Genomic DNA, 16463 nt, shown 5'->3' with positions numbered 1-16463 from the left:
CCTACTCACCCCATACTGTATGGAAACTGCCTGGAAGATCTGTACGCTGATAAGTATGTGCACCAAAGTAGTCACGTTGTGCCTGTACCAGATTGGTAGGCATACGTTCTGTACGATAGGCGTCGAAATACCCCAGTGCAGACATGATCCCTGCAGCAGCAATACCACTCTGTGCAGCCTGTGCTACCACTGAACGGGTATTGGTGAGTGCATTCTCTATTAAAGTTGCTACTTCTTTGTTCAATAAGATATTTGGCAGATCCGGAGATGCCTTGTAAGCTTTCATATATACTTCCAGTAAGGTAGAACGGATGATACATCCACCTCTCCATACCTTCACTACTTCAGGTAAAGGAATCTCCATTGCCAGTTCTTTAGATGCCTGATGCAGCATCGCCAGTCCCTGTGCATAACTGATGATTACACCAAAGTATAAAGCATCATGGATCTGTTTGATCCAGGTTTCTGCTGGTGTGTTAAATGCAGCAGCAGGTGCGCTGTATATTTTAGCTGCCTCTACGCGTTCGTCTTTATATGCAGATAAGGTACGCATTGCTACAGCGGTATCAATTACCGGTATTGCAGATGGTAATTCCATCGCATCCTGGGAGGTCCATTTACCGGTACCTTTAGATCCTGCTTTATCAGAGATCACATCTACCAGACGTGCAGAAGTTTTGTCGTCTTTCTGAAGGAAGATATCAGCAGTGATCTCTACCAGGAAAGATTGCAGTGCACCTTCATTCCAGGTTTTGAATGTCTGATGTAACTGATCGTTATCCAGGCCGCCATGTTTCAGCAATGCATAGGCTTCGCTGATCAGCTGCATTATAGAATATTCAATACCGTTATGCACCATCTTCACATAATGACCGGCACCTTCTGTTCCCAGATAGGCTACGCAGGGCGTATTATCTACCTTGGCAGAAATGGCTTCCAGCATTGGCTTTACTTTCTCGTAAGCCGCCTTGTCGCCACCTGGCATGATGCTTGGGCCTCTGCGGGCACCGCTTTCACCGCCAGATACACCCATCCCCATAAAGTGAATGCCTTTCTCGCGCAGATATTTAACCCGTCGTACGGTATCTGTATAATGGGAATTACCACCGTCGATCACTACATCGCCCTTTTCCAGCAACGGGATCAGGGATTCAATCACATCATCCACAGGCTTCCCGGCAGGTACAAGCATCATCAGCTTTCGCGGACTTTGCAGTAACTGGACCATTGTTGCAAGTTCCGCCACACCTTTTACAGTAGTGCCCGGTGATGCCGCCGATTCGAGGGCCCCGGTCTTGGTAGTATCTTTATCAAACCCAATAACGGAAAAACCATGATCAGCCATGTTTAGCAACAGGTTACGTCCCATTACGCCCAAGCCAATCATGCCAAAATCGAATACGCTTTGTGCCATAAATTATCGTGTAAGTGCCTTAAGAATAAATGTAAAATTAGGAAAGATGTTGAAAATGGGAAACACTACTTTTTATATGGCAATTCTATTACCATTCCAAAAACACCATCCCGACCCCGCAAATAAAGATGGTAAAGCCTCCCAGCGCATGAACATACTTTTCAAGGCGGCTGGTTCTTAAAAAAGAAAACCCATAATATCCCAATAATACCATCACAATCATAGTTAGCAGGGTAAAAATGGTAAAAATAACCACCAGCATTACCATGCCATATGCAGAATGCCGGGCAGCAGGATAAGTAAGCAGAGGAATCAATGGTTCACAGGGACCAAGACCAAAGATGAGCAGCATAATCCAGGGTGTTACCTTCCTTCTTTCCTGTGGATAAACAACATCCCCGTGCTGGTGTTCGTATACATAAATATTGCCGTCGTCATAGATGTCAAAGTGTCTGTGCGCTTTATTCTGCCAGGCTCTTTTGATCCCCCAGACCGTATAGAGAAGACCGAAAGAGAGTAAAGCCCAACCAGCAATCCCTCCTCTGAGGTTTTCCAGTCCGCCAATCCTGGACAAAGACCATCCCATACCTATGCCCAGAATCCCCAGCAGTATAGAACTTCCCACGTGCGCCAGTCCGCAGAGCAGCGTCCACATCACGGTTCTGGTTGCAGTCCAGTCCCTCGCCCTGCTCAATGCGATGAACGGGATATAATGATCCGGCCCGGTTACAGTGTGTAAACAACTGATGGTAACTGCCGTAAATAATAACATCTGCAATTCGGTGTTCATATAACATTCATTTACAGCTTTCATCCTAAAACAGGTCTCTTTTGCTGCTGCACCTTTTTTAAAGACCTTTTGTTTTATGATCTATAACATCCTTTCTTCTTCTGCCAATCTCGCTACCATTTTAAAGATATTATACAACTGCTCTCCCCCCTGCCCCAGAATGCGTAGTAACAATGCACCTGAAGCAGTCTGCGATACACCTCCGGCGATATCTTTCTCATGAGAGAGCAGATCATTGATAATATCTGCCATAGCAGTCATATCCCTGGATTCATCATGCCAGTATAATGCTGCCTGGTGTGTATACTGTTCCCATTGTCCTGTCACATCTGCAGGGATCTGTTGCGGTTGCAAAACCGTTACATCTTTAAATAACAACTTTTCTTCCCGGTATACCTCTGTAATACTCTGGAAAAGACGGCAACGGAATACTTCTCCACTCAGCTTACGTCCACAGGTAATGATCTCTCCCCATATCAGGCGGCAATCCATTCCCAGGTTAATCCGATTGTATCCTTCAAAAACGGACTGCTCATGCGGAACTGAAGGATGTGGCAAATAGCAGAAGCTGCTGCCAGCACCCATATCTATCCTGATCTGCTGTTTTGCGCCCTTCTGCATGTTAAAGATCCGTTGATAAGATTGTGTGTACAGGTGCACATGTGTGCCTTCTGCCAGCTCCACCGTAATCTCATAGTCATCTCCATCCAGGATGCCCGGCGAAGCACTCATCATTACCAGGTGCAATACAGTTGCTCCCTTTTCACTGACATCTGCCAGTTTGAATGGCCTGGTAAAATAACTATGCTTTAAAAAGGTCGTTTCATTCCGGCAGCCGGCCTTTATTTGTAGTTCACTGATCATTTTAACAGGGCTGGCTCCTCCACCGTTTCCAGTAATGCATCTTTTCTGATCCAGCCAATTACTGCATCCAATCCATGAAGGTTCATCATATTGGTAAATACAAAGGGCCTCCCCTGCCGCATTTTCCGGGCATCGTGTTCCATCACTTCAAGGTTGGCATTCACATAGGGTGCAAGGTCTATTTTATTGATTACCAGCAGGTCTGAACGGGTAATACCCGGCCCTCCCTTACGGGGAATCTTGTCGCCTTCTGCTACATCAATCACGAAGATGGTTACGTCTGCCAGATCAGGACTGAAGGTAGCCGACAGATTGTCTCCTCCACTTTCAATGAAGATGATCTCCACATCCGGGAAACGGGTTGCCATCTCTTCCACTGCTTCCAGGTTCATGCTGGCATCTTCCCGGATAGCCGTATGCGGACAACCACCGGTTTCTACACCAATAATCCGTTCTGCCGGCAACAGGCTATTCTTTACAAGGAACTCTGCATCTTCTTTTGTATAAATATCATTGGTGATAACTGCCAGACTATACTGTCCGCTCATTTGCCGGGACAGCCTTTCTATCAATGCTGTTTTACCTGCTCCTACGGGGCCGGCTACACCTATTTTTATGTATGTTCTCTGTTCCATAGTTTATGACATATATAATCGTGAATACAGGCGCTCATGCTGCATGCTCCTGATATCAAATGCAAAACTGCAACGGCCTGCCAGCCGTCTCGGTATAGTAAGTGTCTGCGCTGCCAGTTGTGGTAGTAAAGGTAACAGTGCAAAAAGAATCTGCTGTCCTTCCTGTTGCCCGAGTGGTACCAGCTTCACACAGTTTGTTACCATTCCCGTAGCTGCATTATAATAATAGGCAGTTAAAGCTTCCTGCAACGGGACACCTAACAGAAAGGCGTACACTCCATATACCAGACTGTAATGTCCGGTTGCCATTCCTTTGCGGATAGCGGTTGAATAAGCATTACCAAATGCATGATCTGTTAAAGGTGTAAGTAACTTGATCAGTCGTATGCCCAGCTTCTGACTGGCCACCCTTAACTCCTGGGGGGCCTTCAGGGCAGTACATTCCTGGTCAAGTAAAATCAGCTGTTCTACATCGTTTGCTTCTGCGACTCTATATGCCAGTACAACAAATAAAGCATCATTATACGGCAGGTTATGCTCCAGCATATTACGGATATACGCCGTTGCCTGTTTTCCATTGCTGACCAGTCCCTGCTGCACATATGTTTCCAATCCGTTAGAATGTGTATAAGCTCCAACAGGTAAGGTAGGATCCGAAAGATGAAGCAGATGCGGTAACCAGGTTTGCATATATTTCTATTTGGACGTGAGCTGCAGAATCTTACTGAACAAGGAACTTCCTGAGGTATGATTATGCGGCATGACATTACTCCGCAACATATTCGAGAGTGTACGTTCTTCCTTAGCAGGCACATAACCACGTGCCTCTAACCAGCGGAATAACGGTTCTTCAAAAGGAATCAACACCTGATTGCCCTGCAAAAATAAAGGCAGGTGTTTGTTACCGATTTCATAACAGATAGCCGCCATATCAGCCATTGTTGCAGGCGTAAGTACAATAGCTGTTGCCGGGGCAATAGTAACAGCAATGATTGTATGTTCATCCATATACAGGATATCGCCTTCCTGTAATAAAGGAGCTTCCCGCAGAAAACGCAGGGCAATTTCGCGACCATTCACAGTTGACCGCCGCAATACACGCTTGCCGGTTTCAAACCATTCCAGCAACAGGGTATCTGTTGTCCGGTTGTGAAGCGGAACAGTCTGTATATTTCCCTGTATTGATTCTATAACAGTCATGTGTTATCTTTCAGTTATCCGCGTCATCTCAGAACAAAAAATATCGTTGTGCCAACGGTAATACAGTAGCAGGTTCGCAGGTAATCACTTTCCCATCTACTGCCACTTCATATGTTTCAGGATTCACTTTTATATCTGGAGTGCTGTTATTATGTATGAGGTCTTTTTTGCCGATGTTACGGCAGTTTTTTACCGGTAATACTATTTTCTGTAAACCATATTCCTTTGCAATACCATTATCAATTGCAGCCTGGGAAACAAAGGAAACACATGTATTATGTAATGCCTTCCCAAAGGCACCGAACATTTCACGATACATCACTGGTTGTGGAGTTGGGATGGAAGCATTCGGATCTCCCATTCGACTACAGATAATCATCCCCCCTTTAATGATCATCTCTGGTTTAACGCCAAACAGGGCCGGTTTCCATAGCACCAGATCTGCCAGTTTACCGGATTCCAGTGATCCCACATAGTCCGCAATCCCGTGTGTAATTGCGGGATTGATGGTGTATTTGGCAACATAACGTTTCACGCGGAAGTTGTCATTATCAGCATCCGGAGCCAGCATACCACGTTGTTTTTTCATTTTATCTGCCGTTTGCCAGGTGCGGATTATCACCTCTCCTACCCGTCCCATCGCCTGCGAGTCGGAGCTCATCATGCTGAAAACACCCATATCGTGCAGAATATCTTCCGCAGCAATAGTTTCCGGCCTGATACGGGAATCTGCGAAAGCCACATCTTCCGGTACGCTTTTATCGAGATGGTGACAAACCATCAGCATATCCAGGTGCTCATCAATGGTATTTACCGTATAAGGACGTGTTGGATTAGTAGATGATGGCAGTATGTTAGGATACATAGCTGCTTTGATGATATCGGGTGCATGACCTCCACCGGCGCCTTCTGTATGGTAAGTATGGATTACCCTGCCATTGATTGCGTTGATGGTATCTTCCAGGAAGCCGGATTCATTCAGCGTATCTGTGTGAATAGCTACCTGCACATCATATTTATCAGCAGCTTTCAGAGCAGCATCGATTACGGCAGGCGAAGAGCCCCAGTCCTCATGAATTTTCAGCCCCAGTGCACCTGCTTCTATCTGTTCCCAAAGAGGAGGTTCGGTAGCGCAATTCCCTTTGCCCAGGAAACCAAGGTTCATAGGAAAGGCATCTGCAGCTTCCAGCATTTTACGGATGAACCACTTACCCGGTGTTACTGTAGTCGCATTAGTTCCATCTGCAGGGCCGGTACCTCCTCCTATCATGGTGGTGATACCGCTGTGTAATGCGTGCGTGATCTGCTGCGGGCTGATAAAATGAATATGCGTATCGATACCGCCGGCAGTTGCAATCAGGCCCGCTCCACCGTGCACCTCTGTGCTGGCGCCAATAATCATATCCGGGTCTACACCATCCATCGTATCCGGATTACCGGCTTTTCCTATCCGCACTATTTTACCATCCTTAATACCAATATCTGCTTTTACAATACCCCAGTGGTCAATGATCATCACACTGGTGATCACCATATCCAGCACTCCTTCATCTCTCACAGCAGTAGAGGATTGTGACATCCCATCCCGGATAGTTTTGCCACCGCCAAATTTGGCTTCATCGCCATATACGGTATGGTCATGCTCTATTTCAATAATAAGGTCTGTATCACCCAAACGGATCTTATCGCCGGTAGTGGGACCATACATGGCCGCATAGCGGTTCCTGTTTATCTGTAAGCTCATTGTTTAAATTGTTGATCGGTGATTTTCTGCATTGCCTGTTGCAAAGCAGCTTCAGTTGTTGTATCTCCATTCACCAGGTTATTCATTCCAAAGGCACGCCTTGCTCCACCCAGTGCTACCAGGTCGATGCTCTTTTCTTCTCCCGGTTCAAAGCGAACAGCAGTACCCGCCATAATATTCAGCCGCATGCCAAAAGCGGCTTCCCGGTTAAATGACAACATCCGGTTCACTTCAAAGAAATGACAGTGGGAACCAATCTGAACGGGCCTGTCGCCGGTATTGACTACGGTTACCCGGACAGTTTTACGGCCGGTATTGGCTTCAATAGAGCCAGGGTTGATAAAATATTCTCCGGGAATCATAATGGATTGTTTATCTGATAGGATGATGTACGGTAACTAATTTTGAACCATCGGGGAAAGTAGCTTCTATCTGAATCTCTTCTATCATTTCCGGTACGCCTTCCATCACATCTTCCCTGGTTAGAATAGTAGCGCCATATTGCATCAGCTGAGCCACTGTTTTGCCATCGCGGGCACCTTCCTGTAAATGACTGCTGATGAGTGCTATGGCTTCGGGATAATTCAGTTTCAGACCTCTTGCTCTTCGTTTTTCCGCCAGTTCACCGGCCAGATATAATAACAGTTTCTCTGTTTCCCTTGCTGTTAAATGCATAAATTTCGATTTTGGTTAGCAGTCGCGTCCTTGAAAAGAATGAGGATAGTATGGGTTATAAAATTACAACGAACTTCCTGCAGTGTTAAATTACAAAAAAAAAGGCCAAATGCGGCATCGTGTGCACCAGGGGCGCGAATAAAAAAAGGGCATACCATAATTCTGATATGCCCTGATTATTAATAAGTGTATGATTTTATATTATGCGGAGTTCCTGGCGGCATTGATAATACCGAAAGAACAACGTACTACCAGTTTCTCATAAGTCTCTTTCAATCCCTTATCCTTACTATCATTAATTTCACGGATACAAGCGAGTGCATACTGCTGTATTGTTACCAGTGGCAATACGATACGTTCGCGCATTTGTATGGATAACTGGTCTATCGGGCTGGCGGCCATCAGTTCTGTTTGTGATGTCAGCAACAGAATATATTTACAGGCACGTTCATACTCATCATGGATCATATTCCAAACCTCTCCAAACTTGGGATGTCTGCGATAAGATGCCGTTAAAGGGAAATAACTTTTCTTCATCGCCATCTGGCAGTTATCCAGCAGGGTACGGAAAAACAGTGAGTTCTTATGTAATGCTACCACAGCCTCCCACTTACCTGCTTTATCCATTGCCTCCAGTGCAGAACCTACGCCAAAAAAACCGGGTACATTCTGCTTCAACTGACTCCATGCTCCAACGTAAGGTACTGCTCTCAGGTCGTTCAGATTCAGTTTTGCAGCGGCATTTCTTTTAGAAGGACGGCTGCCGATATTGGTTTCTGCATAATAACGCAGCGGGCTGGCATAATCCAGGTAATCAAGGAAATCCGGATGTTGTTTCAGTTTATTAAAGGAAGTAAATCCTTCATCGGCCAGTGACTGCAACAGTTCTTCTTCCTCTTTTGTAAATGTTATTTCACGGGTAGCGAAGATGCCATTAGCAATACCGGCATGTACCAATTGCTCAATATTAAACTGAGCAGCATCAACTGTTCCAAAGTTAGAGCTGATGGTTTGTCCCTGTATGGTAAGTTGAATTTCTTCATTGGCAATATTACGGCCCATAGATGCATAGAACTGATGGGTTTTTCCACCACCTCTTGCCGGAGGACCCCCACGGCCATCGAAGAAGACAACATTAATTCCATATTCCCTGGAGATGCGGGTAAGTTCTTCTTTCGCTTTATAGATGCTCCAGTTCGCCATCAGGTAACCACCATCTTTGGTACCATCCGAGAAGCCGAGCATGATTGTTTGTTTATTAGACCGTTGTTGCAGATGCTGTCTGTAAGCGGTATTATTGTACAGTGAATGCATTACAGCACCTGCCTGCCGCAGATCATCTATTGTTTCAAACAGCGGTACAATATCAATACTCATTTCTTCCTTCTTCCAACCGCTCAGTAAAAACAGTCCATACACTTCCATTACATCGAGCGCACTGGTGCTGTGACTGATAATATAACGGTGACAACCAAATTCACCATTCGCTTCCTGGATCGTTTTCACAGCTGCAATAGTAGCCAGAGTATCTTTCTGCAAATCATTTTTCAGTACAGAGCCATTTACAGGAGCGGCTATTTTCAGCAGGTTTTCAATCTTTTCTGCATCAGAAAGATCTTTATAATTACCAGGCAATGCATCTGTAGTTTCAGCGATAGCAGCCAGCAGCGGACCATGCACCGAACTGTCCTGACGGATGTCCAGTGTTGCGAAGAATAATCCGAACAATTCCACACGGCTAATCAGATCCTCAAGTAAGTTCAGGAATAGCCCGTTATTTTCTTCTATCAGTATAGTACGTACACGGAATAAAGTATCCAGTATATCCTGACGGCAAAGATTTGTTTTATGACCGGGAATAAACAGATTACTGAATAACTGCTGTTCCAGTTGATTCAGTTCGATTTCAATACCGCGAAAAGTAAGACGGCGTTTAAGTTTGCGTACATCAAGATAATAACATTTGATAATAGCACCTCTTAATGCATTTGCTACTTTCAAGGTAATCTCTGCATTCACGAAAGGATTACCATCACGATCTCCTCCGGGCCAGAAGCCCATCCTGATAATAGGATTATTACTATTGATAGCTGTAGGAAACTGTGATTTCAACTTAGCTACTATACGGCCGGCGGCAACATAGAAAGTATTTTCAAGAAACCATATCAGGCTGATAGCTTCATCGTAAGGTGTTGGCTTTTCTTTCTTAAAGAAAGGTGTTTTGCCCAGCTGTTGCAGGTAAGAATTTACCTGTGCAGTATTTTCATTCATCAATGCTTTTGAGAGGTCATTGATAATTCCCAATACTTCACTGGGGTAGAACTGTGTAGGATGAGCAGTCAGAACCATTCTTACTGAATAGTCCTCCAGTTTTTGGGCCAGCTTTTCCTCTGCCTGTTCTGCTATAATTTCTGATTGCAGATGCCGGAGAGAACCGGTTCCCTGCATATCGTGAATATTGCGGAATGCTGCATCTTCCAATGCATCGAATAACACTACCTGACGTTCTGCATATTGTACAAAACGGAACATCAGATCCAGCTTTTGCTGTTCATTTTCAAAAGTAGTATACTGAGAGAAGAAAGAACTGAGAATTTCCTGTGGACTTTTTTCTTTGGCATATCCCTCTTCACAATGTATCAGGAACAAAGAGAGGAACACCCCGGTTTTCTCTACCTTATGAAAAGGTAATGCTGTAAAAAGACTGTTATATAGCTGGAACTTGGTACCGACCAGGTTCTTGAACAATTGCAAGGTATTATTTACCGGTGCTTCCATAACTAATTTTCGTAATTTAAGTGTGCCTAAGCTAACCGGGAGATAAAAGTAGTATAAAATAGTTAGAAACAAGAATTGAACCGGATTTAAACAGGGATGCCACGACCTTACGCCGTGGCATTTGTATGTCCCTCCCCATTGAGATCTATAGTTGAGAATTATCTATGTTAATTGAGCGGTAGAATCGGATAAGAATAGATCAGTATTATTAATGAGCCAGATGAAAACCTACCGGTAAATTAAACTGTACGTTTACAGCTTGTCCATTTTGTCTTCCTGGTTTCCATTTGGGCATTAACTTCACTACGCGCATCGCTTCTTCTTCCAGTCCGGCACCTATGTGATTACCTGTGGTTTTAATACCAGTAATATTCCCCTCCCAGTCTACAACAAATGTTACGTTGATCCGGCCTTCTATATCATTTTCAGCAGCCATGCGTGGATAATGCATATTATTCTGCAGAAAACTTGCCAGTGCTGCCTCACCACCAGGGAATGAAGGCATTTTTTCTACAAAAGTGAAAACACCTGTATGATCAACAGCTTTAGGTGCTTCCACTACATCTGTACCTCCTCCATTGCCTTCAAAAGATGGTGCATCTATACCATTTACGTCTCCAATGGTATTGGTTACGCCAACAGTTTTTGTACCAATACTGTCTAATTTAGGCACTTCATTTTCAACAATTTCCTGATCGGTGATAGTGGGAGTAGTAAATGCAATGGATGAATTGGCCGGCGGTGGAGTAGATGGACGTGATGGTGGCGGGGGAGTAACAGGCCTTTCCTCTAAAGGCGGATCAAGTTGTTTTAACACTGTAGTTATTGGTATTATATCTTTTCGTGTATTCATATCCGCAGCCATTAACCGATTGCTGAGAACATACCCGCCAATTACTACTAATGCGATGGAAGCAGTGCCGATGATAGCATTGCGAACACGCCTGTCCTGGCTCCTTCGCAAGTCGTAAGCACCATAATCTTTGTTCCTTCCATCAAAGAGAATATCAAGAAAATCGTTCGCGTAAATGTTAGTTGCATTCATGGGATAAACGTTTCTATATAGATGCAGTCAAAAATATTTTCCATAAGAAACATGAAAAAAAATTGTCGCCGCTAATAGCGGCGACAAAAAGAATGTATTCCGAAAGCAAAAATGAATTAGAAATAATGTGAAGCTTATATATAGGAGTTATAATAACCATCCCAGATTGAAATCCGGATTTGGGTCACCTATTTTGCTAAAGGAAGTATTCACTATCTTTTATAATATCTCTAATAATTTCAGACTGATTATGCCTGGGGGCGCGGGAGACATGTTACATATAATTTACCACCAATAAATTTGCAACATATCCTGCCCCGCAAACCTTACCGGGCATCTTTATTTACAGCTATTAGCAAACAAAATCTTAAACGTTTAACAGCAGCAACAACATACTGTGTTGTAGGAATTGAAACAGGCGGAGATCACCAAATCACCCTTTGAAGAAAAAATCATATCAGATGGTTTATGCCATTGCATAAGATTATCAGTTTTAGTTTTTATGTTGCTGATTACTGCATAATGCTGGTGAGACATTACACAGAGAGAGCACTCAGCGTCACTCTCCGGGTGTTGAATTCAGATTAACCATTAGTCTACTGATTCTGTAGACAAATATACGTTATGCTTTTATATTTCCAAATGCAGGAAGAAAACTTTTTACTTTTTTTTCTGAACAGTTTATTTACTAACCTTATTAATAGTTAGTTATACATCAGTTCGCAGAATAATTACTGCAAACCGATAACTAAAGATCTTGCCGGTAATACCATTTGGCGGGTTAAATAAATGAATTCACCTTAGATTTGACAGAAGGTTCTACAAGGGTTCCTTTTAACTATTAGCTACCATGAAAAAAATCCTTCTTTCCTGTTGCCTGGCCAGCACTTTAATACCTGCCCTCCGGGCACAAAACCAAACAGACACTACCCGTCAGTTACAGGAAGTAGTCATTCAGGCATATCCTGGGAAACACTTCTCTTTATTACAAGTCCCTACCAGTAGCGCAGTAATCACTCCGCAACAACTACAATTACAGCAGGGTGTTACCTTATTGCCTGCATTAAATAATATCCCGGGGGTACGCATGGAAGAACGCTCTCCCGGAAGCTACCGGTTATCATTACGTGGCAGCCTGTTACGTTCTCCTTTCGGCATTCGCAATGTAAAGATCTATATGGATGAAATACCCCTCACTGATGCAGGCGGTAACACTTACCTGAACCTGGCCGATGCGGGCGGCTTTGATGGCATAGAAGTACTGAAAGGCCCTGATGGCAGTCAGTTCGGGGCCAATTCAGGCGGCGTACTGATCTTTCATCCAGCGGGAAGCCTGCCCGATACCAACTATCTAAAAGCAGAAGTGCAGGGCGGCAGCTATGGACTATTCCATGAACAAGCTGCCTGGCAACAGCAATTCGGCAACTACCGGCTGAACCTCTACCGGGCAGTTCAACAATCGGACGGGTACCGTGATAACAGCAGATTAAAAAGGCGTAATGTGCAAACCAATCAACAATGGCAATACAATGCTCATAACCGCCTTAAACTGATTGCGTTTTACAGTGATCTCGACTATCGCACTCCAGGCGGACTTACCGCCGCACAGGCAGCAGCGGATCCTACAGCAGCACGTCCGGCTACAGCTACACTTCCCGGTGCTATCACCCAAAAAGCCGGTATCCGTAATAAAACAGCCCTGGGCGGACTGGTACACGAATCACAACTCTCTGCCCACTGGCAACATGTAATCTCCGTGTATGGCAGTAATACTCATTTTGAAAATCCTTTCATTACCAACTTCGAAGCCAGAGATGAAAATACGTTTGGCGCCCGTACCTACATTGCCTTACAGGACCAGCCAATTGCAGGTACTGAAATGCGGCTGGACTGGACCACTGGTATAGAGTGGCAGCAAACAGGTTCAGATATAGTCAATTACGGTAATCGCGCAGGTAAACGGGATACTATCCAGGCTGCCAGCAACATTACAGCACAACAATACTTTTACTTTACCAGCCTTACTTTCCGGCCGGGCAAACAATGGGTGGCAGAAGCGGCTGCCAGTGTAAACTACTACAGGTTCCACTATAATGATGTAACGGCTGGTGGTAATGGTAAAAAACATTTCAGTCCGCAGCTGATGCCCCGGTTTTCATTGTCATACCTTTTCACTCCGGAACTTGCTGCCCGCGCAACTATTAGCCGGGGTTACTCCCCTCCTACCATTGCAGAAGTAAGGCCTACCGATAATGTGATCAATACTTCCCTGCAGGCAGAAACCGGCTGGAATTATGAAGCTGGTTTACGACTGAACAACCGCCACGACCGCTATCAGTTAGACGCATCTGTATTCTATTACCACCTGCAGGATGCTATTGTAAGACAACTACATGATAATGGGAATGAATATTTTTTAAATGCAGGAGGTACCCGGCAAACCGGTGTAGAAGTACAGGGAATGACCTGGTTGCAAGAGCCGGCACAAAATGGTTTTATAAGAGGAACCCGGTTACAGGCCAGTTATACTTACAGCCATTTTTTATTCAGCGATTACAACAGCGCGGGAAAAGATTATTCCGGCAATGCACTTACAGGCGTACCCCGTCATGTAGTGACAGCAGGGTTATTGCTACAATTCCCGACGCATATTACTCTTTTCACCCAATATACATTTACAGATAAATTACCGGTGGATGATGCCAATACTACTTATGCAAAACAGTATCACCTGCTGCAATGCAAAGCCACCTGGGAAGTATGTAAACGCATCGCATTGTATGCAGGTGCAGACAACCTGCTCAATCAGTTTTACAGTCTTGGAAATGATTTGAATGCAGTAGGTGCCCGGTATTACAATCCGGCAGCACTAAGAAATTATTACGGGGGAGTAAGATTCGTATTATAAGCATAAGAAAGGGGCCGCCAAATGGCCGCCCCTGCACATTATTGATTCAAAAAAACAAATATTCTATACTGGTTGTCCCACTGCTTTATAGTGAACTGCAGGCAGTTCACGTAAACGGTTGGCTGCATATTCCGGCGTAATATCCCGCTGAGGATTCGCCAGCATTTCATATCCTACCATAAATTTCTTCACAGTAGCAGAACGCAGCAATGGTGGGTAAAAATGCATATGCCAGTGCCATTCAGGATGATCTCCGCTGTTAAACGGCGACTGATGCATACCGGCAGAATATGGGAACGATGTTTCAAACAGATTATCGTAACGAGTAGTCAGTTGTTTTAAAATATCGGCCAGTCCTTCTTTCTCGGCAGCGGTAAACTGTAATAAGTTCTGCACATGCCGGCGGCTGATGATCATTGCTTCATAAGGCCATACCGCCCAGAAAGGAACGACTGCTACAAAATGATTATTCTCTGCAATGACACGCTCATTTGCTTTCAATTCTTTTTCCAGGTAGGCAGACAATAAACTTTTACCATGTTGCTGATAGTAGTTCAACTGCTGACGGGTTTCTTTCTCGATCTCCATCGGCACATCTTCTGAAGCCCAGATCTGCCCATGCGGATGCGGATTACTGCATCCCATGATTTCTCCCTTATTTTCAAAGATCTGGATGTATTTAATGAAAGGAACTGCTGCCAGTTCTTTCAGTTCCGTACACCAGAGATCCACTACTTTAATGATTTCAGGTACTTCCATTTCAGGCAATGTAAGATCGTGTCTCGGACTGAAACAGATTACCTTACAGATGCCTTTTTGAGAGCGGGCCACCAGTAATTCATCCTCATCCACACCACCTTCCGGCGTATCTGCGAGCAGGGCGGAGAAATCGTTTGTAAAAGCAACTGGTCCTTCATAAGCAGCATTCTTAGTGCCATCTGCACGTATATTGCCCGGACATAAATAACAATCTTCTACATAAGAAGGGCGCTGCACCAATGAAGGGGATTCTACTTTCCCCTGCCAGGGACGTTTGGAGCGATGCGGAGAAACCAGCACCCATTCACCTGTAAGGATATTCAGGCGCGTATGTGGGTGCGCTGTTAGATCAAAGGTATTTGCTGACATATCAATTATTAACTAAATCATTCACAGTACGACAACCATCCTCAATACTTGTAACATATGCCTTGAGTGGTATTTTAAATTGCTGTTCATATCCGGCTGCTGCTTTCTCCAGCAGTGCAGGTACAGCTGATTTTTTTACAATGTTGATGGTACAGCCACCGAAGCCACCACCCATCATACGTGCACCCATTACACCACTTTCACCACCAGCAAATTCAGCCAGCCAGTTCAGTTCAGGGCAGCTTACATCATACAACTTATCCAATCCTTCATGTGTGGCAAACACCTTTTTACCAAAAGCGGCAAGATCATTATGTTGCAGATCCACACAGGCATCCTGCAAGCGCTGGATTTCTTCTACTACATACCGGCAACGGTTATATGTTGTGGTATTATATGCCTTCACATATTCGTCCAGCATGCCTATTGAAGCATCCCTTAAGCTATTCACTTCAGGGTGATGTTTTTTGATCAATGCCACTCCCTGCTCACATTCTGCACGGCGCGTATTGTACTCGGAAGATGCCAGGGAGTGTTTCACCTGCGTATCCAGTAATACAAGGCTTACATCATTGAAGTTGAACGGAATATATTCATATTCGAGAGAGGCACAATCCAGTTTAATCAATTGCTGTTTCTTTCCGAACATACTGGCAAACTGGTCCATAATACCGCAACGCACACCAACGAACTGGTTCTCTGCTGCCTGAGACAATAGGGCCATATCCCTGCGGCTGATTCCCAGGTTATATAATTCATTTAAAGCATAAATAGTGGCACATTCGAGTGCTGCAGAGGATGAAAGGCCGGCCCCCAGAGGTATGTTGCCACAAAATGCACATTCGAAACCACCAATAATATGACCACTATGCTGTAATTGTTGTACAACACCTAACAGATAATCCGGCCATTGCTGAACCGTAGGCCTTAACAGATCGAGGCTACCGGTGTAATGATCATCTACATCCAGCGCATGCAGCACAATCTGCCTGTCATTACGTTTTACAATAGCCAGGTAAATAGCTTTGTCTATTGCAGCAGGCAATACAAATCCGTTATTATAATCCGTATGTTCTCCAATGAGGTTGATGCGCCCGGCGGCCCTTACCATTATAGGTTCCTGGTCAAAATGCTGTTGGATGTAAGCACTTAATTTTTCTTGCTCCACTGTGAAATTGTTTTATAAATTATTACTCTTTTTGTCAGTGATTTGATTAATGTCACTTCTTCCTTCTGAAAGGTGTACCATATGCAAGGAAGATATCATGGAATATTACCCTTA

At 44.4% G+C, this 16463-nt stretch carries 13 protein-coding genes and 1 pseudogene; 1 reads left to right on the top strand and 13 read right to left on the bottom strand.

Going from position 1 to position 16463, the window contains the following annotated elements:
• Window position 1: 1 nt before the first annotated feature.
• The 11 genes and pseudogenes from gndA to BM176_RS26695 all read right to left on the bottom strand — a co-directional run bounded on the left by gndA (window position 2) and on the right by BM176_RS26695 (window position 11145).
• Window positions 2-1414 (bottom strand): NADP-dependent phosphogluconate dehydrogenase, encoded by a 1413-nt coding sequence (gndA, locus tag BM176_RS26745; protein WP_090107478.1) that lies wholly within the window; start codon window positions 1412-1414, stop codon window positions 2-4.
• Between the two features lie 88 nt (window positions 1415-1502).
• A complete protein-coding gene (locus BM176_RS26740; protein WP_090107620.1) occupies window positions 1503-2204 on the bottom strand; it encodes an urease accessory protein UreH domain-containing protein in 702 nt (233 codons plus the stop codon).
• Between the two features lie 81 nt (window positions 2205-2285).
• The gene (locus BM176_RS26735; RefSeq protein WP_090107477.1) at window positions 2286-3068 is read right to left on the bottom strand and encodes an urease accessory protein UreD; all 783 of its coding nucleotides are present in this window, start codon (window positions 3066-3068) and stop codon (window positions 2286-2288) included.
• On the bottom strand, window positions 3065-3703 hold the full coding sequence (gene ureG / locus BM176_RS26730) for an urease accessory protein UreG (RefSeq protein ID WP_090107476.1): 639 nt from the start codon (window positions 3701-3703) through the stop codon (window positions 3065-3067). Before ureG ends, BM176_RS26735 begins: the two co-directional genes overlap by 4 nt.
• 3 nt (window positions 3704-3706) lie before the next feature.
• Window positions 3707-4393, bottom strand: a complete 687-nt coding sequence (locus tag BM176_RS26725; RefSeq protein WP_090107475.1) for an urease accessory protein UreF — start codon at window positions 4391-4393, stop codon at window positions 3707-3709.
• A 6-nt stretch (window positions 4394-4399) separates the two neighbouring features.
• Window positions 4400-4903: an urease accessory protein UreE gene (gene ureE, locus BM176_RS26720; protein ID WP_090107474.1), complete on the bottom strand. Its 504-nt coding sequence runs from the start codon at window positions 4901-4903 to the stop codon at window positions 4400-4402.
• A gap of 28 nt (window positions 4904-4931) precedes the next feature.
• Complete coding sequence (gene ureC / locus BM176_RS26715; protein WP_090107473.1) at window positions 4932-6647, bottom strand: urease subunit alpha; 1716 nt, start codon at window positions 6645-6647, stop codon at window positions 4932-4934.
• A gap of 62 nt (window positions 6648-6709) precedes the next feature.
• Window positions 6710-7009 (bottom strand): annotated as a pseudogene (gene ureB / locus BM176_RS26710) (urease subunit beta); the annotation flags it as partial.
• A gap of 10 nt (window positions 7010-7019) precedes the next feature.
• Entirely contained in the window at window positions 7020-7322 is a 303-nt protein-coding gene (ureA, locus tag BM176_RS26705) for an urease subunit gamma (protein WP_090107471.1), read from the bottom strand.
• 201 nt (window positions 7323-7523) lie between these two features.
• A complete protein-coding gene (locus tag BM176_RS26700) occupies window positions 7524-10100 on the bottom strand; it encodes a phosphoenolpyruvate carboxylase (RefSeq protein ID WP_090107470.1) in 2577 nt (858 codons plus the stop codon).
• A gap of 208 nt (window positions 10101-10308) precedes the next feature.
• Window positions 10309-11145, bottom strand: coding sequence for an energy transducer TonB (locus BM176_RS26695; protein ID WP_090107469.1), 837 nt, complete (start codon window positions 11143-11145; stop codon window positions 10309-10311).
• A gap of 850 nt (window positions 11146-11995) precedes the next feature.
• Here BM176_RS26695 and BM176_RS26690 point away from each other — a divergent pair.
• On the top strand, window positions 11996-14053 hold the full coding sequence (locus BM176_RS26690) for a TonB-dependent receptor (protein ID WP_090107468.1): 2058 nt from the start codon (window positions 11996-11998) through the stop codon (window positions 14051-14053).
• Between the two features lie 63 nt (window positions 14054-14116).
• On the opposite strand, the gene BM176_RS26685 is transcribed toward BM176_RS26690, so the two are convergent.
• Window positions 14117-15181 carry a UDP-glucose--hexose-1-phosphate uridylyltransferase gene (locus tag BM176_RS26685; protein ID WP_090107467.1) on the bottom strand — a complete coding sequence of 355 codons (1065 nt, stop codon included), beginning with the start codon at window positions 15179-15181 and terminating at the stop codon, window positions 14117-14119.
• 1 nt (window position 15182) lies between these two features.
• Entirely contained in the window at window positions 15183-16349 is a 1167-nt protein-coding gene (gene galK, locus BM176_RS26680) for a galactokinase (protein WP_090107466.1), read from the bottom strand.
• Window positions 16350-16463 lie beyond the last annotated feature (114 nt).

The sequence above is a fragment of the Chitinophaga sp. CF118 genome (assembly GCF_900112615.1).
In the GTDB taxonomy this organism is placed as follows: domain Bacteria; phylum Bacteroidota; class Bacteroidia; order Chitinophagales; family Chitinophagaceae; genus Chitinophaga.
This window is presented reverse-complemented; position numbering and strand designations above follow the sequence as displayed.

Bases quoted from the DNA above. Each gene is read 5' to 3' on its own strand.
- BM176_RS26685 (WP_090107467.1), bottom strand. From the start codon at position 15,181: ATGTCAGCAAATACCTTTGATCTAACAGCGCACCCACATACGCGCCTG.
- ureE (WP_090107474.1), bottom strand. From the start codon at position 4,903: ATGACTGTTATAGAATCAATACAGGGAAATATACAGACTGTTCCGCTT.
- BM176_RS26695 (WP_090107469.1), bottom strand. From the start codon at position 11,145: ATGAATGCAACTAACATTTACGCGAACGATTTTCTTGATATTCTCTTT.
- gndA (WP_090107478.1), bottom strand. From the start codon at position 1,414: ATGGCACAAAGCGTATTCGATTTTGGCATGATTGGCTTGGGCGTAATG.
- BM176_RS26740 (WP_090107620.1), bottom strand. From the start codon at position 2,204: ATGAACACCGAATTGCAGATGTTATTATTTACGGCAGTTACCATCAGT.
- BM176_RS26690 (WP_090107468.1), top strand. From the start codon at position 11,996: ATGAAAAAAATCCTTCTTTCCTGTTGCCTGGCCAGCACTTTAATACCT.
- BM176_RS26700 (WP_090107470.1), bottom strand. From the start codon at position 10,100: ATGGAAGCACCGGTAAATAATACCTTGCAATTGTTCAAGAACCTGGTC.
- BM176_RS26725 (WP_090107475.1), bottom strand. From the start codon at position 4,393: ATGCAAACCTGGTTACCGCATCTGCTTCATCTTTCGGATCCTACCTTA.
- ureA (WP_090107471.1), bottom strand. From the start codon at position 7,322: ATGCATTTAACAGCAAGGGAAACAGAGAAACTGTTATTATATCTGGCC.
- ureC (WP_090107473.1), bottom strand. From the start codon at position 6,647: ATGAGCTTACAGATAAACAGGAACCGCTATGCGGCCATGTATGGTCCC.
- ureG (WP_090107476.1), bottom strand. From the start codon at position 3,703: ATGGAACAGAGAACATACATAAAAATAGGTGTAGCCGGCCCCGTAGGA.
- BM176_RS26735 (WP_090107477.1), bottom strand. From the start codon at position 3,068: ATGATCAGTGAACTACAAATAAAGGCCGGCTGCCGGAATGAAACGACC.